Source organism: Terrisporobacter vanillatitrophus, assembly GCF_051148895.1.
Lineage (GTDB): Bacteria > Bacillota > Clostridia > Peptostreptococcales > Peptostreptococcaceae > Terrisporobacter > Terrisporobacter vanillatitrophus.
The window spans coordinates 2,991,890-3,018,111 of the sequence record NZ_CP154625.1; the positions used below are offsets into that span (position 1 = coordinate 2,991,890).

The 26,222-nt window shown below is 28.7% G+C and carries 23 protein-coding genes and 2 riboswitches; of the genes, 3 read left to right on the top strand and 20 right to left on the bottom strand.

Going from position 1 to position 26,222, the window contains the following annotated elements:
- Positions 1-78: 78 nt before the first annotated feature.
- A riboswitch (SAM riboswitch) is annotated at positions 79-179 on the bottom strand.
- A gap of 63 nt (positions 180-242) precedes the next feature.
- The 5 genes from rsmH to yfmF all read right to left on the bottom strand — a co-directional run bounded on the left by rsmH (position 243) and on the right by yfmF (position 5,521).
- Positions 243-1,181 (bottom strand): 16S rRNA (cytosine(1402)-N(4))-methyltransferase RsmH, encoded by a 939-nt coding sequence (rsmH, locus tag TVTCOM_RS14840; RefSeq protein WP_434797044.1) that lies wholly within the window; start codon positions 1,179-1,181, stop codon positions 243-245.
- Between the two features lie 33 nt (positions 1,182-1,214).
- Positions 1,215-1,943 carry a prolipoprotein diacylglyceryl transferase gene (gene lgt, locus TVTCOM_RS14845; RefSeq protein ID WP_434797045.1) on the bottom strand — a complete coding sequence of 243 codons (729 nt, stop codon included), beginning with the start codon at positions 1,941-1,943 and terminating at the stop codon, positions 1,215-1,217.
- Positions 1,944-1,954: 11 nt separating this feature from the next.
- On the bottom strand, positions 1,955-2,737 hold the full coding sequence (locus tag TVTCOM_RS14850; protein ID WP_434797046.1) for a tyrosine-protein phosphatase: 783 nt from the start codon (positions 2,735-2,737) through the stop codon (positions 1,955-1,957).
- Between the two features lie 220 nt (positions 2,738-2,957).
- Positions 2,958-4,244, bottom strand: coding sequence for an EF-P 5-aminopentanol modification-associated protein YfmH (gene yfmH / locus TVTCOM_RS14855; protein ID WP_434797047.1), 1,287 nt, complete (start codon positions 4,242-4,244; stop codon positions 2,958-2,960).
- 2 nt (positions 4,245-4,246) lie between these two features.
- Positions 4,247-5,521 carry an EF-P 5-aminopentanol modification-associated protein YfmF gene (gene yfmF / locus TVTCOM_RS14860; protein WP_434797048.1) on the bottom strand — a complete coding sequence of 425 codons (1,275 nt, stop codon included), beginning with the start codon at positions 5,519-5,521 and terminating at the stop codon, positions 4,247-4,249.
- 360 nt (positions 5,522-5,881) lie between these two features.
- Here yfmF and ychF point away from each other — a divergent pair, with 360 nt between their 5' ends.
- A complete protein-coding gene (gene ychF, locus TVTCOM_RS14865; protein WP_434797049.1) occupies positions 5,882-6,979 on the top strand; it encodes a redox-regulated ATPase YchF in 1,098 nt (365 codons plus the stop codon).
- A 173-nt stretch (positions 6,980-7,152) separates the two neighbouring features.
- Entirely contained in the window at positions 7,153-7,629 is a 477-nt protein-coding gene (locus TVTCOM_RS14870; protein WP_434797050.1) for a pyridoxamine 5'-phosphate oxidase family protein, read from the top strand.
- Positions 7,630-7,705: 76 nt separating this feature from the next.
- Here the strand turns inward: TVTCOM_RS14870 and sstT (TVTCOM_RS14875) are convergent, their stop codons facing one another.
- The 13 genes from sstT (TVTCOM_RS14875) to TVTCOM_RS14935 all read right to left on the bottom strand — a co-directional run bounded on the left by sstT (TVTCOM_RS14875) (position 7,706) and on the right by TVTCOM_RS14935 (position 21,560).
- Positions 7,706-8,938, bottom strand: a complete 1,233-nt coding sequence (gene sstT, locus TVTCOM_RS14875; RefSeq protein ID WP_434797051.1) for a serine/threonine transporter SstT — start codon at positions 8,936-8,938, stop codon at positions 7,706-7,708.
- A gap of 448 nt (positions 8,939-9,386) precedes the next feature.
- Positions 9,387-10,304 carry a homoserine O-acetyltransferase MetA gene (gene metA, locus TVTCOM_RS14880; RefSeq protein ID WP_434797052.1) on the bottom strand — a complete coding sequence of 306 codons (918 nt, stop codon included), beginning with the start codon at positions 10,302-10,304 and terminating at the stop codon, positions 9,387-9,389.
- A 152-nt stretch (positions 10,305-10,456) separates the two neighbouring features.
- Positions 10,457-11,740 carry an Nramp family divalent metal transporter gene (locus tag TVTCOM_RS14885; protein ID WP_434797053.1) on the bottom strand — a complete coding sequence of 428 codons (1,284 nt, stop codon included), beginning with the start codon at positions 11,738-11,740 and terminating at the stop codon, positions 10,457-10,459.
- 33 nt (positions 11,741-11,773) lie between these two features.
- Positions 11,774-12,541, bottom strand: a complete 768-nt coding sequence (locus TVTCOM_RS14890) for a LamB/YcsF family protein (protein ID WP_434797054.1) — start codon at positions 12,539-12,541, stop codon at positions 11,774-11,776.
- 22 nt (positions 12,542-12,563) lie between these two features.
- On the bottom strand, positions 12,564-13,349 hold the full coding sequence (locus TVTCOM_RS14895) for a putative hydro-lyase (RefSeq protein ID WP_434797055.1): 786 nt from the start codon (positions 13,347-13,349) through the stop codon (positions 12,564-12,566).
- Positions 13,350-13,368: 19 nt separating this feature from the next.
- Positions 13,369-14,706 carry an acetyl-CoA carboxylase biotin carboxylase subunit gene (locus tag TVTCOM_RS14900; protein WP_434797056.1) on the bottom strand — a complete coding sequence of 446 codons (1,338 nt, stop codon included), beginning with the start codon at positions 14,704-14,706 and terminating at the stop codon, positions 13,369-13,371.
- 16 nt (positions 14,707-14,722) lie between these two features.
- Positions 14,723-15,160, bottom strand: coding sequence for an acetyl-CoA carboxylase biotin carboxyl carrier protein (accB, locus tag TVTCOM_RS14905; RefSeq protein WP_434797057.1), 438 nt, complete (start codon positions 15,158-15,160; stop codon positions 14,723-14,725).
- Positions 15,161-15,186: 26 nt separating this feature from the next.
- Complete coding sequence (locus TVTCOM_RS14910; RefSeq protein ID WP_434797058.1) at positions 15,187-16,197, bottom strand: biotin-dependent carboxyltransferase family protein; 1,011 nt, start codon at positions 16,195-16,197, stop codon at positions 15,187-15,189.
- Between the two features lie 2 nt (positions 16,198-16,199).
- Positions 16,200-16,919 (bottom strand): 5-oxoprolinase subunit PxpB, encoded by a 720-nt coding sequence (gene pxpB, locus TVTCOM_RS14915; RefSeq protein WP_434797059.1) that lies wholly within the window; start codon positions 16,917-16,919, stop codon positions 16,200-16,202.
- Positions 16,920-17,325: 406 nt separating this feature from the next.
- Positions 17,326-18,000, bottom strand: coding sequence for an ABC transporter ATP-binding protein (locus TVTCOM_RS14920; protein WP_434797060.1), 675 nt, complete (start codon positions 17,998-18,000; stop codon positions 17,326-17,328).
- 4 nt (positions 18,001-18,004) lie between these two features.
- Entirely contained in the window at positions 18,005-19,504 is a 1,500-nt protein-coding gene (locus TVTCOM_RS14925; protein ID WP_434797061.1) for an ABC transporter permease, read from the bottom strand.
- Between the two features lie 147 nt (positions 19,505-19,651).
- Positions 19,652-20,884, bottom strand: coding sequence for a sensor histidine kinase (locus TVTCOM_RS14930; protein ID WP_434797062.1), 1,233 nt, complete (start codon positions 20,882-20,884; stop codon positions 19,652-19,654).
- On the bottom strand, positions 20,877-21,560 hold the full coding sequence (locus TVTCOM_RS14935) for a response regulator transcription factor (RefSeq protein WP_434797063.1): 684 nt from the start codon (positions 21,558-21,560) through the stop codon (positions 20,877-20,879). The genes TVTCOM_RS14930 and TVTCOM_RS14935 overlap by 8 nt, the downstream gene beginning before the upstream one ends.
- A 354-nt stretch (positions 21,561-21,914) precedes the next feature.
- On the opposite strand from TVTCOM_RS14935, the gene TVTCOM_RS14940 reads away from it, so the two are divergent.
- Positions 21,915-23,045 carry an AI-2E family transporter gene (locus TVTCOM_RS14940; protein WP_434797064.1) on the top strand — a complete coding sequence of 377 codons (1,131 nt, stop codon included), beginning with the start codon at positions 21,915-21,917 and terminating at the stop codon, positions 23,043-23,045.
- A 72-nt stretch (positions 23,046-23,117) separates the two neighbouring features.
- On the opposite strand, the gene thiC is transcribed toward TVTCOM_RS14940, so the two are convergent.
- Together thiC and sstT (TVTCOM_RS14950) are read right to left on the bottom strand one after the other, a co-directional pair.
- A complete protein-coding gene (gene thiC / locus TVTCOM_RS14945; protein ID WP_434797065.1) occupies positions 23,118-24,422 on the bottom strand; it encodes a phosphomethylpyrimidine synthase ThiC in 1,305 nt (434 codons plus the stop codon).
- 180 nt (positions 24,423-24,602) lie between these two features.
- A riboswitch (TPP riboswitch) is annotated at positions 24,603-24,703 on the bottom strand.
- Between the two features lie 254 nt (positions 24,704-24,957).
- The gene (sstT, locus tag TVTCOM_RS14950; RefSeq protein ID WP_434797066.1) at positions 24,958-26,184 is read right to left on the bottom strand and encodes a serine/threonine transporter SstT; all 1,227 of its coding nucleotides are present in this window, start codon (positions 26,182-26,184) and stop codon (positions 24,958-24,960) included.
- Positions 26,185-26,222: the final 38 nt, after the last annotated feature.

The window sequence follows — 26,222 nt, forward strand, 5'->3', positions numbered from 1 at the left end:
TTACAAGTTATATCTCATCAAATAAAAAAAGGCTCTTTTATCTTAAAGATAAAAGAGCCTTAATAATCTAAGATTTGCCTCTTATCTTTCTTATGTTTCCATAAGTAGGATTTAGCACCTATCTAATATAGGTTGCTGGACTTCTTCGGGCCTATTCCCTCCATCACTCTTGATAAGATTTTTTACTATTAATTTAATAAGTTAATTATATACATGTTTTTATTCATACGCAACAAGAAAAATTATTTTTTTTGAGCTACTCTAAGTTTTGCACTTCTCGCCCTTGGATTTCTTTCAATTTCTTCATCACTAGGAAGTATTGGTTTTCTTGTTATAATCTTAACTTCTGACTTTTTATCACATTGACAAATTGGAAGTTCTGGTGGACAAATACAACTTAAAGCCAAATCTTTAAATTCATTTTTTACTATTCTATCTTCTAATGAATGGAAAGTAATTATGCAAACTCTTCCACCCTTATTCATAATAGAAACAGCGTCTTCGATCATTTTATTTATTACACCAAGCTCGTTATTTACTTCTATTCTTATGGCTTGGAAAGTTCTCTTTGCTGGATGTGGTCCATCTATTCTAGCTTTTTTAGGTATTGCTTTTTTTATAATATCAACAAGCTCACCTGTTTTTTCTATAGGACCATTTGCTTCTCTTTCTTCTATTATAAATTTAGCAATTCTCTTTGCCCAATTATCTTCACCATAATCTCTGATTATCTTAGCTAATTGTTCTTCACTATAAGTGTTTACCACATCATAAGCAGAAAAATCTTTTCTAACGTCCATTCTCATATCTAGTGGTGCATCATGCATATAAGAGAAGCCTCTATCAGCTTCATCTAGTTGATGAGAAGATACGCCTAAGTCAGCAAGCACTCCATCTATTTTATAAACACCTATTTTTTCTAATTCTGATTTAATATTTTCAAAATTACTGTGTACAAATTTTACTCTGTCTGAATATTCAGCTAGTCTTTCTTTTGCCGTTGCTATGGCATTTTTATCTTGATCAAATCCAATAAATAAACCTTTATCAGATAATCTCTTTACTATTTCTTTTGAATGACCTGCACCACCCATGGTACAGTCTACATATACTCCATCTTCTTTTATGTCTAAATTTTCAATACATTCATCTAGTAGTACTGACACATGATTAAATTCCATTTTTTCTTCTCCTTAAGAGTTACTAGTTAGCCTCTATTTTTTCTTCTTTGATAATATTTTATGTAAAATCACACAAACTATAATAGTTACTAAACTTATTACTTGAGCCATTCTAAGTGGACCAATCATAAGAGAATCTGTTCTAAGTCCTTCTATGAAAAATCTTCCTATTGAATATAAAATTAAATAAGATATAGCTAATTGACCTTCATATTTTTTCTTCTTTCTGAAACACCACAAAAATATGAATATACCTAAATCCCAGATAGATTCATATAAAAACGTTGGATGAACTTTAATACCATCAACAATTATTCCCCAAGGTAAAGAAGTTGGTCCTCCATGAGCTTCTCCATTTATAAAATTTCCCCATCTTCCTATAGCTTGACCTAAAGGTATACCAATCATTACAGTATCCGCCATCTTAAAGAAATTAATTCTTTTAATTTGAGTGTATATAAGTCCAGCCAATATACCACCTATTAAAGCTCCATGTATTGCCATACCTCCACCTCTGAAATTTAATATTTCAGATAGATTATTAGAATACCAAGACCAATTAAAAATAACATAATAAAGTCTAGCACCAATTAAACCGCAAGGTATTGCTATTATGGCTAAGTTTAATAAGTCATCTTCACTTATACTTACTCTTTTCCCTTCTCTTAATGCTATAAACACGCATATTATCATAGCTAATGCCATTAATACACCGTACCACATTACATCTAATCCAAATATTGTGAATGCCACTCTATCCATTATTCCACCTCTTATAATCTAAATAATCTTTTAAAAAATCCTTTTTTCTTTACTTCCTCTTTATAAGGTTTTGACACATTTAAATCTTCATTATTCATTATTGCATTATTATTTTTAATAAATAAATTATCTGCTATTTCTTTTGAATATTTTTCACATACATATTTATAAGCGTCTAAAAATATCGGTGTTCGTCTTTTACTACGATGAGCATCTGTTCCTACAATATGAACCATATTTCGGCTTATTAATGTATTACAAGTTCTTTGCAATTCTTTTCCACTTTTACCTAAAATACTATGAGAATTTATTTGTATTATAGCTCCAGCTTCAATAACTTCATATATTAACTCAGGATTTTCTTGAACTTCTCTATATCTTTCCACATGTGCAAAAACTGGTATGTAGTTTTTTTCTTTTAATTCATATACTATATTACATAAATCACTTGGAAAATTTGTAGGAGGAAGTTCTATAAGCATGTATCTACTATTATTTAAAGTATAAAAATCTAATTCATCAATTTGTTTTATTAAATCATTAGTATAGTAAATTTCATTCCCAATTAATACTTCAATATCTATCATATTTTCTTTTAAAACATTATTAAAATCTTTTAGCTCTTTTAATAGTTCTTCGCCTTTTTTGTACCTGAAATCTGGATGATAGTGTGATGTATTAACAATTTTTTTTATACCTTGTTCTCTAGCTATTAGAGCCATTTCAATAGACTCATTTAAGCTTCTAGAACCATCATCTACTTCAGGCAAAATGTGGCAATGTATATCTATCATAAAATATAGCCTCCTTCTACCCTAAACAATTATACTTTTCATTCTTTATTATATCAGTTTCTTAATAATAAAAAAATAGAATGCCTTAATTATAATGAATTAATAAATATTATACAATGAAAAAAGGATAATTATAGTTAATTTTAACTAAAATTATCTTTTAAAATTAAAATTTAATAATTATCCTTTATTTTATTACATTTTTATATTTATATAAATATTATCTAGGTTCTGCAATAGATATAACACAATTTTCTTCTTTAAAATGATTATTTAGTCTTTCACTTACTTCTTCAAATGTAACTTCCTTCATAACTTCTACATAGTCAAGTAAATTTATACCTTTAAATTTGTACGTTATAAAATTATTAGCAATGAAAGTAACTGAATCAAAATATTTAATAAAATTACCTATATTTTTTTTCTTTGTTCTCTCAAATCCCTCTTTATCTAACCCTTCACATTTAAACTTTTCAATATAAGACATTATAATTTCTTTTACTTTATAAGGGTCTTTTGATTCACCTCCTATAGATGTATACGAATAATCTATTTGTGAAGAAAATCCCGAACCGAAACTTGGAGTTATAAGACCTTTCATATATAAATCTTCGTATATAGCACTACCTTTTTTAAATAGCATGTCAGTAAGAATATCTGTCATTACCTCATATCTTAATAATTCTCTACCCTTTATTCCTACTTTATCTTCTTTAAAACAAATAGAAAACATTGGCATAGATATAGGGAATTTATCTACAATTTCTTTTTCTTTAACTTCATTAGGTTCTTCTGGATAAAATCTTACAATTTCTTCTTGAAGTTTTTGTATATCTTTATGATTAGCTTTTCTTACATGGTTAAATACTTCTTCTTCATCTAAATCACCTACAACAAATAAAATCATATTTCCTGGGTTATAAAATGTATTGTAACATTTATATAATTCTTCTTTAGTTATCTTATATATACTGTCCACAGTACCTGCAATATCTACTCTTGTAGGATGATTTACATACATAGCCTTTAATGCATTGAAAAATACATTCCACTCTGGATCATCGTTATACATTTTTATTTCTTGTTCGATTATTCCCTTTTCTTTTTCCACATTCTCATCTGTAAAATATGGAGTTTGAACATAATCAATTAAATGTTCTAAACATTCATAGAAATATTCTGTAGCTGAAAATAAGTAAGCTGTCATTGTAAAGTTAGTAAAAGCATTGGCACTAGCTCCATATTTAGAAAACTTATCAAAGGCATTTCCACCATCAGGCTGTTCAAACATTTTATGTTCTAAGAAATGGGCAATACCAGCATTTACAATCATTTTTTTCGTTTCATTTATAGGAATAAATTCTAAATCATTTGAACCATAATTAGTTGCAAGGACAGCATACTTTTTAGTAAATCCTTTTTTAGGCATAAAATATACATCTAATCCATTTTCTAATTTTTCATAATATAATTCTTCTTTTAATAACTCATTAACTATTTTTTCCATTATTATGCCTCCTTGTTATTACTCAAAAAGTATATAGTATCTAACTGTATATTTTTAAATGCATTAACTATATCTTCTACTGTAACCTTATCTATTATCTCTATAATTTTTTCCACAGTTGAGTTTGTTTGACCCATAGTTTGAGAGAAATAAAAATCTGACGCTCCTCCTATAGAATCTTTTATTGTTTTTAATGAACTTATTAAGGCACTTTTACTATTTAATAATTCTTCTTCAGAAATTTTTCCTTCTTTTAAGTATTCTAGTTGCTCTTTGATTAACTTAATTGTTTTATCGTAGTTTACACTTTCTATTCCAGAAGCTATAAACATGGATGTTTTATATTTTTCTAGTGAAGAATAAATGTAGTAGCATAAACTTTCTTTTTCTCTAACATTTACAAATAACTTTGAATGAGGTCCTCCACCAAGTACATTAGAACCTACAAATAGAGAGTAGTATTTATATTCATCTTTGTAGTCAATATTGCATCTAAACCCCATAACTAACTTACCTTGAGTTATATCCATATCTTCTTTTATGACTTTAACTTCATCCACATTCTTTTTAAAATCTGCTCTAGGTATTTCTATTATATTTTGTCTATGAAAGTTAAATCCATTAGATATTATTTTTACTATTTCTTCTTCATCAAAATTACCTTCTACAACTATATCTATTGGAGAAGTTTTCATAATTTCCATATAGTGTTCATAAAGCCCTTTTGCAGTTATTTTATCAATATCTTCTAAGTAACCTATATCACTAATTCCATATCTTTCATCTTTGAACATTTCTTCACGAGCACGTTCAATAGCATATCTACCTTTGTCATTTATAATTGACTCTATTTTATTTTTCAAATTTTCTTTTTCTATTTTTACATATTCTTCTTTAAATCCACCATCTATAACTAATGGATGATTAACTACTTCGTCTAAAAATTCCACAACAGGTTTAAATATTTTCTCGTCTAAGTATTTTTCATCTGTACTGATAATTTTAAAAGTAATTACTTGAGTTTCTCCTCTCTTGCTACTATCAGCTCCTATGGAAACTCCATATAAATCATCTTGATGTTGAGACATTTCTCTAGCGCTTGGGTATTTTTCACTACCACTTTTTATTATAGAAGGAAGTAGAGCATTCATAGTTACTTCATCTCTATTTAATAATCTTTGGATATAGATACTTACTAAATTAGTTTTAAATTTTTCTTCTGGTATTAAAGTCAAATTAATTCCTTCGCCTAGATTTATTGTTTTATTATTTTCCATTTTTACCTCCTCTTATGAGTACTAACTTGTATATACAATAAATGATTTATATATTCAAAATTTTTCCTTTTACTTAATTATATATCTTTTATTATTTTCTAAAATACTTATTTTTATTTTGTTTACACATTTTTTATTAGGATATGCTAAATTTCAAGTTAAAATCCTATTAATAATATAAATTGTTACAAAAATAATGTATTTTACAAATAATAACTTATTTCAAACGTGTTTACACATATTAAGATTATGATGTATAATCAATATGTATGTCTAGAAAATACTAAGAAGTGTTTATAATTTATGTATAAATAAAATTGACAAATATGTAAATTCATATAAGAAAGGAAGATTATTAATATGAAATTAGGTATAGTTGGATTACCAAACGTTGGTAAAAGTACACTATTTAATGCTATAACTCAAGCAGGAGCTGAATCTGCAAACTACCCTTTCTGTACAATAGAACCAAACGTGGGTGTTGTTTCTGTTCCAGATGAAAGATTAGAAGTACTTAGAGAAATGTACGATTGTAAAAAAGTTATTCCTACAGCTATAGAATTCTGTGATATAGCAGGTCTTGTTAGGGGAGCTTCAAAAGGTGAAGGTTTAGGAAATAAATTCTTATCTCATATAAGAGAAGTTGATGCTATAGTTCACGTTGTTAGATGTTTTGATGATTCAAACGTTGTGCATGTTGATGGAAGTGTTGATCCACTTAGAGATATAGAAACTATAAACTTAGAGTTAATATTCTCTGATATAGAAATATTAGAAAGAAGAATATTAAAAAGTACAAAAGCTGCTAAAGCTGATAAGTCTATAGCTGCTGAAGTTGAATTCTTAAAAGAAATATTAGCAGTTCTTGAAGACAATAAATCAGTTAGAACTATGGATTTAAACGAAGATCAAATGAAATTTGTTGAAACTTTAAATTTATTAACTTCTAAACCAGTAATATATGCTACAAATGTTTGTGAAGATGATTTAGCTGATGAAGGCGAAAATAATGAATATGTTAACAAAGTTAGAGAATTTGCTGCTGATGAAAATGCTGAAGTTGTTGTTGTTTGTGCTCAAATAGAAGCAGAAATAGCAGAATTAGAATCAGAAGAAGAAAAACAAGAATTCTTAGAATCTTTAGGACTTGAGCAATCTGGTCTTGATAAATTAATAAAATCTTCTTACTCTTTACTTGGGCTTATGTCTTACTTAACTGCTGGTGTTCAAGAAGTTAGAGCTTGGACTATAACAATAGGAACTAAAGCTCCACAAGCTGCTGGTAAAATCCACTCTGATATGGAGAAAGGATTCATCAGAGGTGAAATAGTAAACTACAAAGATTTAGTTGAATGTGGTTCTATAGCTAATGCTAGAGAAAAAGGTAAAGTTAGACTTGAAGGTAAAGAATACGTGATGCAAGATGGTGACGTAGTTAACTGGAGATTCAACGTATAATATTAATATAAAAATAATTAAGCCAATTATAGATGAATGTCTTTATTGGCTTTTTATTTTCTTTATATAAATAAAAATTTTAATATTCTGTATATTTTTCAAATACATTTTTTTATATATAATAGTGCTATAATTATTACATTAATAAATTATATTCTAAGGGGATGGGGATTTTGAGAAGAAAAGATAGAACTATTAAGGATATTAATACAATCAAAAAGATTGTCTCTAAATGCCAAGTTGTTAGAGTTGCCATGTGTAAAAATAATGTACCTTATTTAGTTCCTTTAAATTATGGTTACGAATTTAAGGACGGAGGAGAACTTATTCTCTACTGTCACTGTGCCACCAACGGTAAAAAACTTGATATTTTAGAGGAAAACTCAAATGTATTCATAGAGATTGATAATAAAAAAGATATGATTGAAGGTAATACTTCTTGCGAATTTGATTTTGAATACTTTAGTATAATGTCTCCAGGTAAAGTTGAATTTGTACATAATATTTATGATAAAATTCATGGTTTAAATAAAATAACAGAAAATTATACTTCTAAAGATAATAATGAGTTTAAAAACGAAGCTTTAAATAAAATTTTCTTGCTAAAGATCTCATGCACAAATCTTTCTGCAAAAATTTGTACTAGATAAACTAAATTAAAAAAGGTGTAGTATGGATTAAATAAATTATTCCATACTACGCCTTTTATATTTACGTTAAATTTAACTAAGCTATGTTTTCTCTTGATTTTTTATCTTTACGTCTCTTTGAAAGTTCTGCAACTGCAGTATATAGTACGTCTGTTGAAGAATTTAGTGCAGTTTCACAAGAGTCTTGAATAACTCCAACTATAAAACCAACTCCAACTACTTGCATTGCTATTTCATTTGGTATACCAAATAATGAACAAGCAAGTGGTACTAGCAGTAAAGATCCACCAGCCACTCCTGATGCTCCACATGCACTTACTGCTGAAAGTACTGAAAGAATTATTGCTGTTCCTATATCTACTTTTATTCCTAATGTGTGAGCAGCAGCTAAAGCAAGAACTGATATTGTTACTGCCGCTCCACCCATATTTATAGTTGCTCCTAGTGGTATAGACATAGAATATGTGTCTTTGTCTAATCCTAGTTCTTTACAAAGCCCCATATTTACTGGTATATTAGCTGCTGAACTTCTTGTAAAGAATGCTGTTAATCCACTGTCTTTTAAACATTTGAATACTAATGGATATGGATTTTCACGAGTTCCTATAAATGTTATTATAGGATTTACTACTAATGCCACAAATGCCATACATCCAACTAATAATATTATTAATTTACCATAATCAAATAGTGACTCTATTCCTGATGTTGATATTGTATCAAATACTAATCCCATTATACCAAATGGAGCTAAGTTTATTACCCATCTTACAACTTGAGATATAGCATCTGAAATATTTACTATTACTTGTTTTGTAGATTCTTTAGATTGTTTTAGCGCAAGTCCTAAAACTAAAGCCCAAGTTAATATACCTATGTAATTTGCATTTGCTAGTGCATTTACTGGATTATCTACTACATTCATTAATAAAGTTTTTAATACTTCTCCTACTCCACCTGGAGGTGTTACACCTTCTGCGCCTGCTGCAAGTGTTAATGTTACTGGGAATAAGAAACTTCCTATAACAGCTACTACACCAGCTAAAAAAGTCCCTGAAAGGTATAAAATTATAATTGATTTCATGTTTGTTTTTTGACCTTCTTTATGCTGACATATTGCAGCCATAACTAAGAAGAAAACTAAAATTGGTGCTACAGCTTTTAAAGCTCCTACAAATAACGACCCTAAAATTGCTAGCGGTGCTAATTGAGTTGGTACTGTAATTGCTAAAGTTATACCCACTATTAATCCCATAATGATTCGTTTTACTAAACTGATATCATTCCACTTTTTTACTAATTCCTTCATATATGATTCCCCCTAAAATTTTTAGTATAAACAAATATTAGCATTTTTTAATATAGCTTTCAATTAAATTATCATATTTTTTCTATTTATTGACAAAATCATCTCAATAATCAGAAAAATAATTATTAATCTACTATAAATTTATAAATCTAGTAGAAGCTAAATAATTATTTTATTCAGCTTCCTATTACACCACTGGGCATGCCTTAGGCCATACTAATAAAGATTTAAAAATAGGTAATTGTGGTGAACTTAATCCAAAAATCACAAGAAACAGTGTTATAATCTTTCACCTAAATAAAAACTTAAATATCCTTCATATTAATGAGCTCTTATTTTTTTATAATTTGACATTATTAGAAGAGGAATACTATAATTCCTCTCTATATTTTCAGATTAAGTTTTATAGAAATTATTTCCCAGGAAAAATTATTAATAATTATTACAATTAATTTATTTCATCAATATTATAAGGTGTATCTTGGTATACACAGTAATTTAACCAATTACCAAATACTATGTTGGCACTTTCTCTCCAAGTAACTAAAGGAGTAGTTTTATCATCATCATTTTCAAAATAATATTTTGGCATTTCTATAGGTAATCCTTTATTTAAATCTCTTAAGTATTCTCCTTTTAAAGTATCTCTATCATATTCTAAGTGACCGGTTATAAATATTTGTCTTCTACTTTTATTAGCTACAATAAATATTCCTGCTTCATCTGATTCTGATAATATTTCTAAATCATCAACTTTCTCTATATCTTTTCGTTTTACTTCTGTATGTCTAGAATGAGGAGCATAAAACACATCATTTAGTCCTCTAGTTAAATTATCGTGTTCAAAATTATTTCTATGTTTAAATACTCCAAATAATTTCTTCTCTAATTGATATTTAGGTACATTATAATGATGATAAAGAGCTGCTTGCGCTCCCCAACATATATGCACCGTGGAATAAACATGAGTTTTCGTCCAATCCATTATAGTTTTTAATTCATCCCAATAAGCCACATCCTCAAATTCCATTTGTTCTACTGGTGCTCCCGTAATAATAAGACCATCAAACTTTTCATCTTTAACGTCATCTACATATCTATAGAATTTTTCTAAATGTTCTATTGGTGTGTGATTACCTGTATATGATTTAGTTTGAAGTAGTGTAATTTCAACCTGAAGTGGTGTATTTGAAAGATATCTAAGCAGTTGATTTTCAGCTTGAATTTTCATAGGCATTAAATTTAATATTCCTATTTTCAGCGGTCTAATATCTTGATGATTTGCTCTTTCTATATTCATTACGAAAATATTTTCACTTGATAGTACATTGTATGCAGGTAGCTGTGATGGTATTTTAATAGGCATTTATTTTCCCCCTTTTTTTCATTTCCCATTTTTCTATATTTAGAATAAATTATAGCACAATTATATATTTATTTAGTTAAAAAAGTCATAGTAAAATATAAAGGATAAGATTTTATAATAAAACCTTATCCCTTATATTAATAATATTAAAATTACATAAATAATCCTTTTACAGCTTCAGCAAATGATAATAATGAACGATAACTTATAGCTAAAGTTACACATAATATACATAGACCTAATACGTTATTCCAAAGCTTGTTTTTATATTCACCTAAATCCTTATGATTAAGTACATACATTAAGAATATTGCGATAATTGGCAATATTATAGCATTTGCTGCTTGAGCTACTAGTATAAGTTCCGTTGGACTTGCTGACATTCCAAGAGCGCTAAGCACTATACCTACTCCTAAAACTATCATCCAAACTATTTTAAACTTCATACTTTTCATATCTTTTTTATATCCAAGAGCACCTGTTGTAGCAAATGCTGCTGAAAGAGGTGCTGTTATTGCAGAAGTAAAACCTGCAGCAAATAATCCTATACCAAAGAACCATTTAGCCCAAGATCCAAGTAATGGTTCTAATTGTTGTGCCATAACTGCTCCACTATCTATAACTGTTTCACTTCCATGGAAAGATGCTGATGCTGAAATAATTACAGCCATAGAAATAAGACCACCAAGCCCTATAGATATAATTGTATCTATTCTTGCATTTTTTAAATCTTCTTTACTAGTCCATCTCTCAGATACTGAAGATGCATGTAAAAATAAATTATAAGGAACTACTGTCGTTCCAATTAATCCTACTATAGTTAACCAATCATTAGCTCCTGCACTTGGTATAAACATACCTTTTATGATTGCTACAAAATCTGGTTTTGAAACTATGGCAGTAGTAAAAAATGTAACACTCATAACTAAAACTAGCCCAATCAGTATTTTTTCTATTTTTTTATAATTTCCTGACCAAAGCAATGCAAAGGCAGCTAAACCTAGCAACGGTGCCCATATAGTATTTTGAACTTGTGGTATTAATGTTGAAAGCCCCATAGAACCACCAACTAAATTTCCTGTTTCGTAAGCTATATTTCCTATAAATATGGCAACTATTACTATTCCTACTGCTATAGTTTTTAATGTTTTGCTAGAAATTTTTTCTCTAATATTTTCACCTAGACCTTTTTGAGTAACTATTCCTAGCCTTGCAGCCATTTCTTGAAATATTATTGTGGCAACTGTTGAAAATAGCATTGCCCAAAGAAGAGTGTATCCACTACTTGCTCCTGATTTAGTACAAGTTGTAATTGTTCCCGGTCCTATAAATCCTGCAGCTATTAAAGCTCCTGGTCCTATATTTTTTAATCTTTCTTTAAATTTACTTTCTTTCTTAGCAATTTCTTCAATTGAATTATCTTTAATTACTTCCATTTCCATTCCCCCTTTTAAATTTTAAAAATAAGATTATAAGTGCCAAGATAATGGTTTTATCTCTATATTATTTTCTTTTAATTTTTCATTTATTTTTTTAACAAATTCCAATGCTTTTATTCCATCTCCGTGAACACAAATAGAATCTGCTTTTATATCTATATATTTTCCATTTATTGTTTTTACTTGTTTTTTTACTATCATATCTATTACTCTGTTTATAGCTTCTTTTTCATCAGTTATTACAGCACCTTCTTTTTTTCTACTTACTAAAGAACCATCTTCTTCGTAAGCTCTGTCTGCAAAAACCTCGTTTGCACATTTAAGACCAATATCTTCTCCTGCACGAATCAGTTCACTTCCGCTTAACCCTAAAAGTATAATTTCTTTATCAAATTCATATATTGCTTCACATATAGCTTTGGCTAAATTATAGTCTTTAGTAGCCATATTATATAATGCTCCATGAGGCTTAACATGATTAAGTTTTATGTTTTCACTTTTACAAAATCCGTATAATGCTCCTATTTGATATTTTGTATATGCTTTAGCTTCCTCCAAAGAAATATCCATATTTCTTCTTCCAAATCCCATCAAATCTAAAAATCCTGGATGAGCTCCTATTGATATATTATTTTTTTTTGCTAATTTAACAGTTCTCTCCATTACAACTGGATCTGATGCATGAAAACCACAAGCTATATTAACAGAAGAAACATATTTAATGACTTCCTCATCTAATCCTAATTTATATCGTCCGAAACTTTCCCCTAAATCGCAATTTAAGTCTACTCTATGCATAACTTCTTCCCCCAAAACTTCTTTAGTCTTTTAAATCTTCATTCTTAATATCAGTAATTAGCATATGGCCTGGTGAGTGAGTTATTACTATACTCGGTTTCACATTCATAACTACAGATTGAGGTGTTACCCCACAAGGCCAAAATATTGGTACTTCCCCTTTTTTAATAGTTACACTATCTCCAAATTCAGGATTATTAATATCTTCAATTCCAATTATTTTAGGATCTCCAATGTGAATTGGTGTACCATGAACCTTTGGAAACTGCTCAGTTACTGTAACTGCTTTTATCACCTGATCATAAGGAATAGGCCTCATACTTACTACCATTTTTCCTTTAAATATCCCCGCTTCATTACACTCAATATTAGTTTTATACATTGGTACATTACACTCTTCAGTAATATGCCTTACTTCAATATGATTTTTTATTAATTCCGATTCAAAGGAAAAACTACATCCTATTAGAAAACTAACAAAATCTTCTTGCCAGAATTCTTCTACGTCCTCATATTCTTCCCTTAATATTCCATTTTCATATACTCTATACTTTGGAATATCTTTTGCAATATCAACGTCTTTTGCAATATATTTTAAGCTTCTGCTTCCCATATCTGACACTTCTAAAATAGGACATGACTTTGGATTTCTTTGTGCAAACAAAAGAAAGTCATAAGCTAAGTCTTTAGGTAAAATCACTAAATTTGCCTGAGCATAACCACTACACATACCAGCAGTTGGTTTTGTGTACTTACCTTTTCTAATCATTTGTCTAACTTTAACAGGTGACTCTTTTGAGTAATCCATTTTTATCCCCCCTTTTTCATCATAGTAATTCTTCTATAAACCCTGTATTGGCTTTACCCTTCACATAAACCGGATTATTCATAAGAGAATATTGAAAATTAGCATTAGTTTCAATTCCGCCTACAACTAATTCATCTAGGGCTATCTTCATTTTTTCTATGGCTTCACTTCTATCACATCCATGAACTATAATCTTTCCTATCATAGAATCATAATTAATGGGTATTTTATATCCACAATATATAAAGGTATCAACCCTAACTCCATTGCCTCCTGGAAGGTTCAGTGAAGTAATTTTTCCTGGACATGGTAAAAAGTTATTTGCTGGATTTTCTGCATTTATTCTACATTCAATGGCATGCCCTTTTATTTTTACATCATTTTGTATCAAAGATAGTTTTTCACCATAAGCAATCTTTATTTGTTCTTTAATTAAATCTACACCTGTAACCATTTCTGTTACTGGATGCTCCACTTGAATTCTTGTATTCATTTCAATAAAATAAAAATTTAAATCCTCATCCATTAAAAATTCAATAGTACCTGCATTTTCATAATTTACTGCTTTTGCAGCCTTTACTGCTATATTCCCTAACTTTTCTCTAGTTATTTCATCAATAACAGGTGAGGGTGATTCTTCTATCATTTTTTGGTGATTTCTTTGTATAGAGCAATCTCTTTCACCTAGATGAATCACATTTCCATAACTATCTCCTAAAATTTGAACCTCTATATGTTTAGGATTTTTAATATATTTTTCAACATACATAGTATTATCATTAAATGCATTTACCGATTCTATCTGAGCTAAATTGAATAGCGTTTCAAAATCTTCTTCTTTTTCTACTATTCTCATACCCTTTCCTCCTCCACCATAGGATGCTTTAACTATTACAGGGTATCCTATTTCATCTGCAATTTTTTTACCGTCTTCACTTATATATATAGGTGTTTTACTTCCTGGAACAACAGGAACACCAGCTTCAATCATTGTGTTTCTTGCTTTGGATTTATTTCCCATAGAATCAATGATTTTACTATCTGGACCTATAAACTTAATGTTCTGTGTTTTGCATAACTCCACAAACTCACTTTTTTCTGACAGGAAACCAAATCCTGGGTGAATTGCATCTGACTTTGTTACTATAGCTGCACTTACAATTTTACTCATATCTAAATAACTTTCTCTTGGATTTGCCTCTCCAATACAAATCTTTTCATCAGCTAAAACCGTATGAAGTGAATTTTCATCTACCTTAGAATAAACAGCAACTGTCTTTATACCTAAAGTTTTACAAGCTCTAATTATACGAACTGCTATCTCTCCCCTATTTGCAATTAATATTTTATTAAACATAACTATTCTCCCATAATTAAAGTATCTTTATTTTTATTAGTCTCTGCCCATATTCAACAGTGTCATTGTTATTAATTAAAATATCCTCAACTATTCCATTGTAGTTACATTTCACTTCATTCATAACTTTCATAACCTCAATTATTCCTATTATTTGATTTTTAGATATTTTATCACCTATAGCAATATAAGGTTTTTCATCCGGCGATGGTGAATTGTAAAAAGTTCCTATAAGTGGCGATTTGATATATTCAAAATTATTTTTATCTAGTTTTTTATTCTCGTCTTCTATTTTTGAAATCAAATCTTCATTTTGAGAAGAAAGTTGTGTACATACATCTTCTTTATTTTTCTTTTCTATTTTTATTTTTGTGTCTCCCTCTTTAAATGAAAACTTTGTAAGTGTAGATTTATCTATTGCATCAATTAATTCTAATATTTCTTTGAAATCCATATTAATGCCCCCCTTTTACTAATTTGCTACTTATTATTCAATAACTTTTCAATTTTCTTAGATGTATTTCTTGGATTTAATATTTCTATACATGGTCTATTAATTCGCTTTCTAAGTTCTTTCTTTTTTTCTATTTCATTTCTATAAATTCGTTGTGCTTTTTCTAAAGATATTTCTTCAAATCTTATTTTGTCGCCAATTTTCCTTTGAGCTAATTTTTCTATATCTACAGACATAACAGTTGCAATTTTCGTATATCCACCAGTTGTCTGTCTATCACTTAACATTATTATGGGCTTTCCATGTGATGGTACTTGTATGGATCCTAAAACTATTCCATCAGATATTATATCTGCTGATGTTTTATGTTCTATTGTAGGTCCATCTAATCGACATCCCATTCTATCAAATTCCTTTGTTACCTCATATTTTTCATTTAAAAATGTATCTATTCCTTTTTTAGTAAATGCTTCATCTTGCGGACCTAATATTACTCTCAAAACAACTTCATTTTCTTCTTCTAACTTAAAGTCTAGTTTTCTAGATAAGTAATTTGGTAAATAATTCTTTGGTGAAGAAAACTTAATAAAATCTCCTTCTTTCAAAATTCTTCCTTTATATCCGCCTAAAGAACATTTCACATTTGTTGATTTACTACCCATTACTTTATCAATTTTTAATCCTCCACAAAAAGCTATATACGCCCTCGCTCCTGTTTTTGCATTTTCAAAAGATAAAACATCATCTTTTTTAACAAATATTGCTTTATACATTTCTGCTGTTTTACCATTTATTTTCGGACTTAAGTCTCCTCCTGTTATAGCTATAAAATTTTCTTTTGTAAATTTTATTTTTGGTCCAATCAATGTTATTTCCAACCCTGCTTCATCTTCTTGATTATCTACTAGAAGATTCCCAATTGCTAAAGATTTTTTATCCATGGCCCCACATACAGAAAATCCCACATCTTGATAGCCTACTCTTCCAAAATCCTGTACTGAAGTATATAGTCCTGATTGCAGTATTTCAATTCCCAACGCTATGCACTCCCTTCAACCACATTACATTCATATATTCCTTTATCTACTAAATCTTTTATTTCGTAATATTCTTTTTTACTTATTGGTGTAAATTTTATATAATCTCCCGCCTCATATAATATTGGCTTAGTCCTATTTAAGTCATATGGTTTAAGAGGTGTTCTTCCAATAATCCTCCATCCTCCTGGAGAGTCTAAGGGATAAATTCCTGTCTGTTCTCCACCAATTCCTACTGATCCAGCTTCTAGTTTCAATCTTGGATTTTTTAATCTTGGTGTCACTAACCTTTCATTCATCCCTCCCAAGTATGCAAAACCTGGTAAAAACCCTAACATATATATTAAGTATTCTTTTGAACTGTGTAGTTTAATAATTTCTTCTTTTGATAATTTCGTATATTGACTTACAAAATCTAAATCTTCTCCAAATTCTTCATCATAACAAACTGGAATTTCTATAACCTTTCTTATTTTACTATTTTCAACATCTATTGTTTTAAATAAATCAATTACAATATCTTTTGCTTCACTAAAAAATAATTTTTCGGGATCATAGTAAATTAATAGTGCTTTAAAAGACGGTACTGTCTCTACTATTCCATCTATATTTAATGATTTAATTTTTTTATTAAAAACTCTAATCTTATTATTAATTTCATAATTAATTTCATCGCCAAATTCCAAAGTCAGAGCTGAGTCTCCAACTGGTAAACATTTCATTACTACACCCCCATTATGATCAAATATATAAATTACTCTTCAAAGTTTCTCTATATTTACCACATTCATCTTAGTATGAATTGTATATTATAAGGTTTGTTTTTGCAATATTTTTTTTTGAACTTGCATATTTTTTTAAATTAATAATATTTTCCCTCTTTTAGTCTATCAAAACCTTAATTTTTAAAGCATTTTTATATTTTTTTTATTATATCTCATATCTAGTTGCTTTTTTTTGCACGCATAGATTTTTTTCATTCATTTATGTTAGTTTCCGAACTTACATATTCAATTGTTAGAATATTTTCTCATCTCATCATTTTGAATGATATCCTTACCTTTTCTTCAAAATTAAAATAACCATAGAATATCAAATAAAAAGATTATTCTATGGTTTAATATACTTTTATATAGCTTCTTTTTTACTTAAATCGAGTTGGTAAATTACATCTGCATTTTCACATACATTTTGCGAATGTGTTACAATAATAACACATTTTTTTTCTTCTTTAGCTAATTTTTTAAATATCTTTAATATTTCATTTTCCGTATCCATATCCAAGTTTCCTGTAGGTTCATCTGCTAAAATTATCTTAGAATCATATGAAAGACTTCTTGCTATGGCTACCCTTTGTTGCTCTCCTCCTGACAACTTTAATATCATTCTATTTGCATGCGATTCATTAAGACCTACATTTTTTAATAATTCTATAGCTTTTTCTTTCTTATTATCAACCTTAACCTTGCTAATATCCATAGATAAAGTTATATTTTCACTGGCAGTTAAATGAGGTAACAGGTTATAACTTTGAAATATTATTCCTATATGACTACTTCTATAAAGGTCCAAATCCATTTTACTTAAATTTTCATCTTCAAAATATATATTTCCTTCATTGCATCTTTCTAATCCACTTAGCAATGAAAGTAATGTAGTTTTTCCACTACCACTTTTGCCTTTTATTGCATATATTTTTCCACACTCAAATTCATAATTTAAATCTTTAAGCACATAGTCATTTTGTGGTGCATCCTCATATCTATAACTTATATTTTCTAATCTTAAAACTCTTTCATCCATTTTACTATCTCTCCTTTAATATTGTAAGTGGTGAAAATCTTTGTATACTCACCATACAAGCACTACTACTTATAAAAGTTAGACCTATACCTATGGCAAATAATTGAACTAATACTTTTCCATCAACCGTTGCATTTATAGAATCAAACGCTTGTACTTGTGAAACACCATTCATACTTCCACCTTTACCTCCTTTAAATCCTCCGCCAAAGTTTTGATTAATTTCTTCCATCTGATTTTGACTAGATGTTATTTCTTTTTGTAATAAGGAGTTTGATACAGGTACAGATAACATAGCACCACTTCCAGCTCCTATAGCTAAGGAAATAATAGCAACCGCTAATAATTCTGTAGTAAACTGTGCTGTTAACAAGGATTTTTTCATTCCTATAGTTCTAAGTACCCCTATTTCATATTTTCTTTGTCTTATATTTATTAAATTAATAACAAATAAAACTATTCCACCTATAATAAATGTGATTATTAAAAAAGTTGTAGCAAAAGTTTTTATATTTGATATACTACTCGTTGCACTTTCTATATCATTAACATTGGAACTTACTGTTAAGTATTCACTTAATCCTTTACCTTCTACTTCTTTAGCAAAACTATCTATTACATCTTTATTAGTTAAAACAAAAGTTGGTTTTGTTGTAGAGTTCATATCTTCATCAAGTTTTATAATATTATTTACAGCTGTAACATTAGTAATAATTGTATTAGCGCTGTTTGTAAACATAGACATCTGATTAGATGCATCACTTGAAGTTTCTTCAAATATTCCTGTTACAGTAAGTTTATAAGTTATATCTTCATCGCTAGGATCAACTAAAGTTATTTTATCCCCCACAGATATATCATTTAAAGTAGCCAACTCTGAATTTATTACACAGTTATTAGCTGTAAAATCATTACTAATTGAGCCTTCGGTAATAGAATAACTGCCCTCAATAAAATCTGTCATAGCATTAAGAGAACTATATCCTGTAATAGTAAAATCACCTTTTACCTTATCAGAAGAGCTAGAGCTATCACTTTTTCCAGGCGACATGTTGCCACCAGACATATTATCTGTACCAGCATTCGAAGAACTTGCCTGTTCCAAATCTTTAGCATTCATCTCCAAGCTTCTTGTGTAATAATAAGATTTAACATAATCACTGTCAGCATAAGATTCTATATCCTTCTCACTAATTTTACTTGCAGCACCAAAAGCTTCTGACATTTCTTTCATTTTTTCTTCTCTAGATGAACTATCATCACTAGAAGCAGCATTTTCACTTGATGGTTGACCCATATTTTGTCTCATATTCTCTCTGTTAACAGATATACTTGCCGTAATATCATATTTATTATCATATGATTCTATTAAAGTATCTGCAGAATTTCTTATTGCTAGCGTAACTGTTGTAGCACAAGCAATAACTAAAATTATAATCCCAAGTAAAATATTTCTTCCTTTATTCCTTTTTATGGATATAAGGGCATTTTTAATTATGTACATTTTTTCACTCCTTTATATTTAATTTTTAATAATTAGGTTATAAATAAGTTTAACAAAACTTATTTTTTCTCTGTTAAAATCATTTTAAAATATAAAGATTGAAAAAAAATTGAAAATCTTTAATTTTCACAATAAAAAAGACAAGCTTTAACTTGTCTTAATAAACACTACAGTAAAAATTGTAAATCCATTTTCACAAAATACTTTAATTGTACCACTATGTTTTTCAACTATAGATTTTGCAATAGATAGGCCTAAACCATATCTTTTACTATCTCTATTCCTAGATTCATCACTACGATAAAATCTTTCAAATATTTTTTCTTCTTCATCTTCAGGAATGGGCTCACCTTTATTTTTAACTTTTAAAATTATATTATTTTTATATTTGTTTAAACTTACAATAACTTCATTACCTTTATTTGTATGCTTCATTCCATTATCTATCAATATAGACAATAACTGTTTTATTTCTTCACTATTTCCTTTTAAAGTTATATTTTCTTCTATCTCATCAATTAAGTTAATTTCTTTTTCATAAGCTAAACTTTCAAAAACCATAGTTCCACCTAAAACTGCTTTACTCATGTCAAAATCACTTAATTCTTCTTTATCATTTTCTTTTTCAACTCTCGCAAGACACAATAAGCTGTTAACAAGCTTGTCCATACTACTAACTTCTTTTTGTATATAATCTAGCCATTTGTTATTTCCTATTTCACCTTCTAACACATCTGCATTAGCACAAATCACAGCTAAGGGTGTTTTTAATTCGTGACTTGCATCAGATATAAATTGCTTTTGTTTATTAAACGTATCTTCTATAGGTTTTATAATCCATAAAGATATTTTTTTAGATATTATATAGGCAAAAAATAAAGCTATAAGACCAATTAACAACGATAAAACTAGCATATGCTTTAAATTTTTATTCGCTATGGAATTATCCATAAAAGTTATTATTTTACTTCCTTTAATATTTTTTATTCCATATACTAAATTTCCTATGCTACCATATTTCTCATCTTCATTAGAGACTTTCAAGGCATATTTGTTTATTTCTTCATTAGAATATTTTTCACTATTTTCATTTACCGTTTGAACTATCATTCCGTCTTTTACTATAACAAAATAAAATTGTGCCGTTTTCCAGTATAAAATTCCCTGTTGCTTTTCCATATCATTCACATTCCCAGGAGGTACTACTGGAAAAGGTGTCATTTGTTTTAACATTACATTGGCATTATCAATTAACATATAAGATTGTTGTTTGCTTTGATTATAGTTCACTATATTGATTAGAAAAATTACACTCATTATTATTATGGATAAAGATAACATAACTATCATAAATACCTTTGACTGCGTTTTTTTAATCATCAATTTCCTCCAACATATATCCAATCCCCCTAATAGCCTTTATCCTCACATTAGATTCTAAAAATTTTATCTTTTTTCTCAAAAAAGATATGTATACTTCTACATTATTGTATTGTGAGTCATTATCATATCCCCATATTCGTTCTGCTATTCGCTCCCTGTTAACTACTTGATTTTTATTTCTAAATAAAAATTCCATCAAGGCAAATTCTTTTCCACTTAAGGTCATTGATTGATGACTATTAACATTTATTATTTCACAAGTTCTTAAATTTAATTGTAAGTAACCAAAATATAAACTATCATCATCAATATCACTTTTTCTTCTTGAAACAGCACGTATTCTAGCTAGTAATTCTCTTATGTGAAAGGGCTTTGTCATATAATCATCCCCTCCTACATCTAAACCTTTAATTTTATCATCTAATTCTCCTTTTGCAGTTAAAATCATTACATATGATGAAATTTTCTCACTTCTTATATAGTTTAATATCTCCAGACCATTAATTTTAGGTAACATTAAATCAAGAACTATAACATCGTATATTCCGTATAAAGCTCGATTTAATCCACTTTCACCATCATAACTAAGGTCAACCATATAATTTTCTCTTATCAAAGCTTCTGATATAGCATCAGCTAATGAATATTCATCTTCAATTATAAGTATGCGCATTTTATCCTCCTTTCCTGAATTACTATATTACTTGTTATTTTAGCACCTAATTATTGAAATTAAATTTAAAGTTATTTTAATTTATCTTTTATATATTTTTCTTTTATTTTAGTTTGAAAAGTTAATAATAAACTTGATTATAGACACAAATTATTATATCATATTATTTATCAACGTAAATTCTCGAAGGGGAGTAGCTTTCACATTTGTGATAATCAGCCGTCATTACGGATAGTATCCCGGTTGATTAGCAAGATAAAACTTGTTAGCAAGACCTTCAGAAAAATATTCATCTTATATTTATGAATATTTTTCTGAAGGTCTTTTCAATTATTTGTAATAAAGGAGCTCAAAATGAAAAATTTTAAAGAAGAGTTTGTTAAATCCATAAGATATATAATACCTATATTTCTTATATTTTTAGGAATACTTGCACTTAAAAACCACGACCATATAACTAGTTTTTTTTACACTAACTTTGCAATACTTAGCGGTTTACTTACACCATTTTTTATAGGTTTTGTAATAGCATATATGCTCAACCAACCTATGAAAAAATTAGAAGAAAAGTTTAAGTTAAAAAGAGGACTTTCCGTTTTAATTATTTACGGAATAACTTTGATTATATTAATATTTTCATGGCTATTTATTGTTCCCGTTATAAAATCTAATATTAATGAACTTGCTCTTTCTATTCCAAGTGGCATAGATCAGGTACAAGATTTAATTAACAATATTTCATCACAATTCAAATTTGATATCAATAATCCTGACATTAAAGCACAAATTAATGATTTTATTACTAAAGTTTTAATTCCAGTATCAAGCTTCACAGCATCTACTGTTAGTAACTTTATTATTAATTTAATGAGTACCATCGTATCTTATACTATCAATATTGTCCTTGGTTTAGTTATATCAGTTTATCTACTTTTATCAAAAGAAAAATATATTAAAGTTGTCAGTTTATTTTTTCAAAAAATATTAAAACAACATTATTTTAAAGTAAAAGAATTTGTTAATATATTAGACAATAATATTGGTGTATATATAGTAGCAAAAGCTATGGATTCTACAATTTACGGTATTATATGTACTATAGCGCTTACATTAACAGGTTCTAAATATGCATTATTTATAGGAATAATTGCTGGTGTAACAAATATGATCCCTTTCTTTGGACCTATATTAGGCACTATTATAGCTGTTGTTACAAACTTATTCTTCTCTATTAATAAAGCTATTTTAGTTTTAGTAGTAATGGTAGTAGTTCAGCAATTAGAAAGTGCCATATTAGAACCTCATTTTGTTGGAAAACAAGTTGGTGTACCTCCAATATTAACAATATTCGCTGTAACATTTGCTGGAAAATATACAGGATTTTTAGGTATATTATTAGCCGTACCAGTTACCGGTGTTCTTTTGGTTTACTTTAAAAGATACATTTACAACAAACAAGAAGAGTTTCTAAGCAATACTATATAAAACAACAAGTATAAACAAAATAAAAAATACCTTAAAATAGACTTTTATAGGCTATTCTAAGGTATTTTTTAATTAATCCATAATATCTACATCTTCACCTTTTAATATCTTATTTATATTTCTAACCGCACACATTTTTCCACACATTGTACAAGTATCTTCATTTTCTGGTTTAGACTCTACTCTATATCTTCTTGCTTTTTCACTATCTATAGCTAAATCAAACATTTTTTCCCAGTCTAAATTTCTTCTAGCTTTACTCATTTCATTATCCCAATCAGTAGCACCTTTAACTCCTTTTGCTATATCCGCTGCATGAGCTGCTATTTTAGATGCAATTATTCCTTCTTTTACATCTTCTACTGTTGGTAGTCTTAAATGTTCTGCTGGAGTTACATAACATAAGAATGACGCTCCATAAGTAGCTGCAATAGCTCCACCTATAGCAGCTGTTATATGATCATAACCTGGTGCTACGTCAGTAACTAGTGGACCTAAAACATAAAAAGGTGCTCCTTTACAAACAGTTTCTTCTATTTCCATATTAGCTTTTATTTGATTTAATGGCATATGGCCAGGACCTTCTATCATAACCTGAACATTTTTCTCCCAAGCTCGAGTAGTCAATTCTCCAAGTGTAACTAACTCCTCAATTTGAGATACATCCCCTGCATCTGCAATACTTCCTGGTCTACAAGCATCTCCTAAACTTATAGTAACATCATGTTTTGCACAAATATCTAATATTTCATCATAGTATTCATAGAAAGGGTTTTCATTTCCTGTCAACTCCATCCATGCAAATATAATAGACCCTCCCCTAGATACTATATTAGTAAGTCTATTAGATTTTTTAAATCTTTCTGCTGTATGTTTGTTAACTCCACAGTGAAGAGTCAAAAAGTCCACACCATCTTCTGCATGCATTCTAACAATATCTAACCATTCTTTTGCAGTTATTTTCTTTAATGGCTTATTATAATATACTACTGCATCATATATAGGTACTGTACCTATCATTGCAGGACATTCATCTATTAATTTTTTTCTAAATGTCTGAGTATCTCCAAAAGAACTTAGATCCATTATAGCTTCTGCTCCTAAGTTTACTGCATTCATAACTTTTTCCATTTCTATATTTGTATCAAGGCAATCTTTAGAAGTACCTAAGTTTACATTAATTTTTGTTTTTAGCTTTTTACCTATTCCATAAGGTTTTAGAGATTTATGATTTTTATTAGCTGGTATTACTACCTTTCCTTGTCCTACTAAATCAAGTAATTCTTTCACCTCCATATTTTCATATATTGCTACTTTTTTCAACTCTTCTGTTATTATTCCTTTTCTCGCTGCATCCATCTGTGTTGTGTAACTCATTTTATTTCCCCTTTCATCTTATCTTTATAATATTTTTAAATAAAAAAATCTTTCTTACTTTGGCAATAATTGCGCAAAATAAGAAAGATTGTCTTAATATAAAAAGTCGTACAATAAATGTACGACTTTTAATCAAAATTAATAAATAATGTCATTAACAATAAAATGTTAAAACAAAATATATACAATACTTAATCTCCCTACGTCGGCATTATCCAAACAGGTTCAATGGGTTTAGAATTAAAAATTCATTCTCAGCAATAGCTCCCCTAAATATTTTATTTTAACCTTATTCTAGCACTATATTACATTAACTTCAACATTATAGATTTTTTTATATAGATATTTAAATATTTATTATTAATCTCTTGAATAAAATGTTTAGACATATTTTTCTAATATTCATAATTTCATTTAATTATAGTCAACACTCAAAACATATAGAAGCATTATAAAAATAAAACCATATTGATTTAAATATCAATATGGTTTTAGTATATTTACTATTATTTCTATTAATCTAAATTTAAAATAATTAAGCCGCTTTATTTCTAGATTCTTTTCTTCTCTTTCCAAATTCTGCAACTGCAGTGTAAAGAACATCTGTTGAAGAGTTTAATGCAGTTTCAGCAGAGTCTTGTATTACCCCTATTATAAATCCAACACCAACTACTTGCATTGCTATTTCGTTTGGTATTCCAAATAATGAACAAGCAAGTGGTACTAGAAGTAATGATCCTCCTGCTACTCCTGATGCTCCACAAGCAGATACTGCTGATAAAACTGATAATATTATTGCTGTTCCTATATCAACTTTTATTCCTAAAGTATGAGCAGCAGCTAAAGCAAGCACTGATATTGTTATTGCAGCTCCACCCATGTTTATAGTTGCCCCTAAAGGTATTGATACTGAGTAAGTATCACTATCTAACCCTAAATCTTTACAAAGTTTCATATTTACTGGTATATTTGCAGCAGAGCTTCTTGTAAAGAATGCTGTAATACCAGATTCTCTTAAACATCTTAATACTAATGGATATGGATTTTTTCTTATTGCCACAAAAGTTATTATTGGGTTAACTACTAAAGCAAAGATTGCCATACTTCCTAATAAAACTCCTAATAATTGCCCATAACTTAATAATGATTCTATTCCTGATGTTGCTATTGTACCAAATACTAATCCCATTATACCAAATGGCGCTAAATTTATTACCCATCTAACAGCTTGAGATACTGCATCTGATATATTTACTATTATTTCTTTTGTTGAATCTGATGCATTTTTAAGTGCAAGTCCAAAAACAACTGCCCAAGTTAATACTCCTATATAGTTAGCCTCTGCTATTGCACTTACTGGATTTGATACTACATTCATTAATAAGTTGTTTAAAACTTCACCAACTCCACCTGGAGGTGTTACTCCCTCAGCTCCCGCTGTTAACGTTAATGTTACTGGGAATAAGAAGCTCGATATAACAGCTACTGAACCAGCTATAAATGTGCCAAGAAGATATAAACCTATTATAGATTTTATATTTGTTTTTTGACCTTCTTTATGCTGAGATAGCGCAGCCATAACTAAGAAAAATACTAATACTGGAGCTATAGCTTTCAAAGCCCCTACGAATAGTGATCCTAAAATTGAGATTGGTGCTAATTGCGTTGGCATTGTCAATCCTAGTATTATACCAATAACTAACCCTATAATGATTCTTTGTACTAAGCTAATATTATTCCATTTACTTACTATATTTTTCATGTTTTCTCCTCCATGTATTTTTTCTTGAATTTATAATA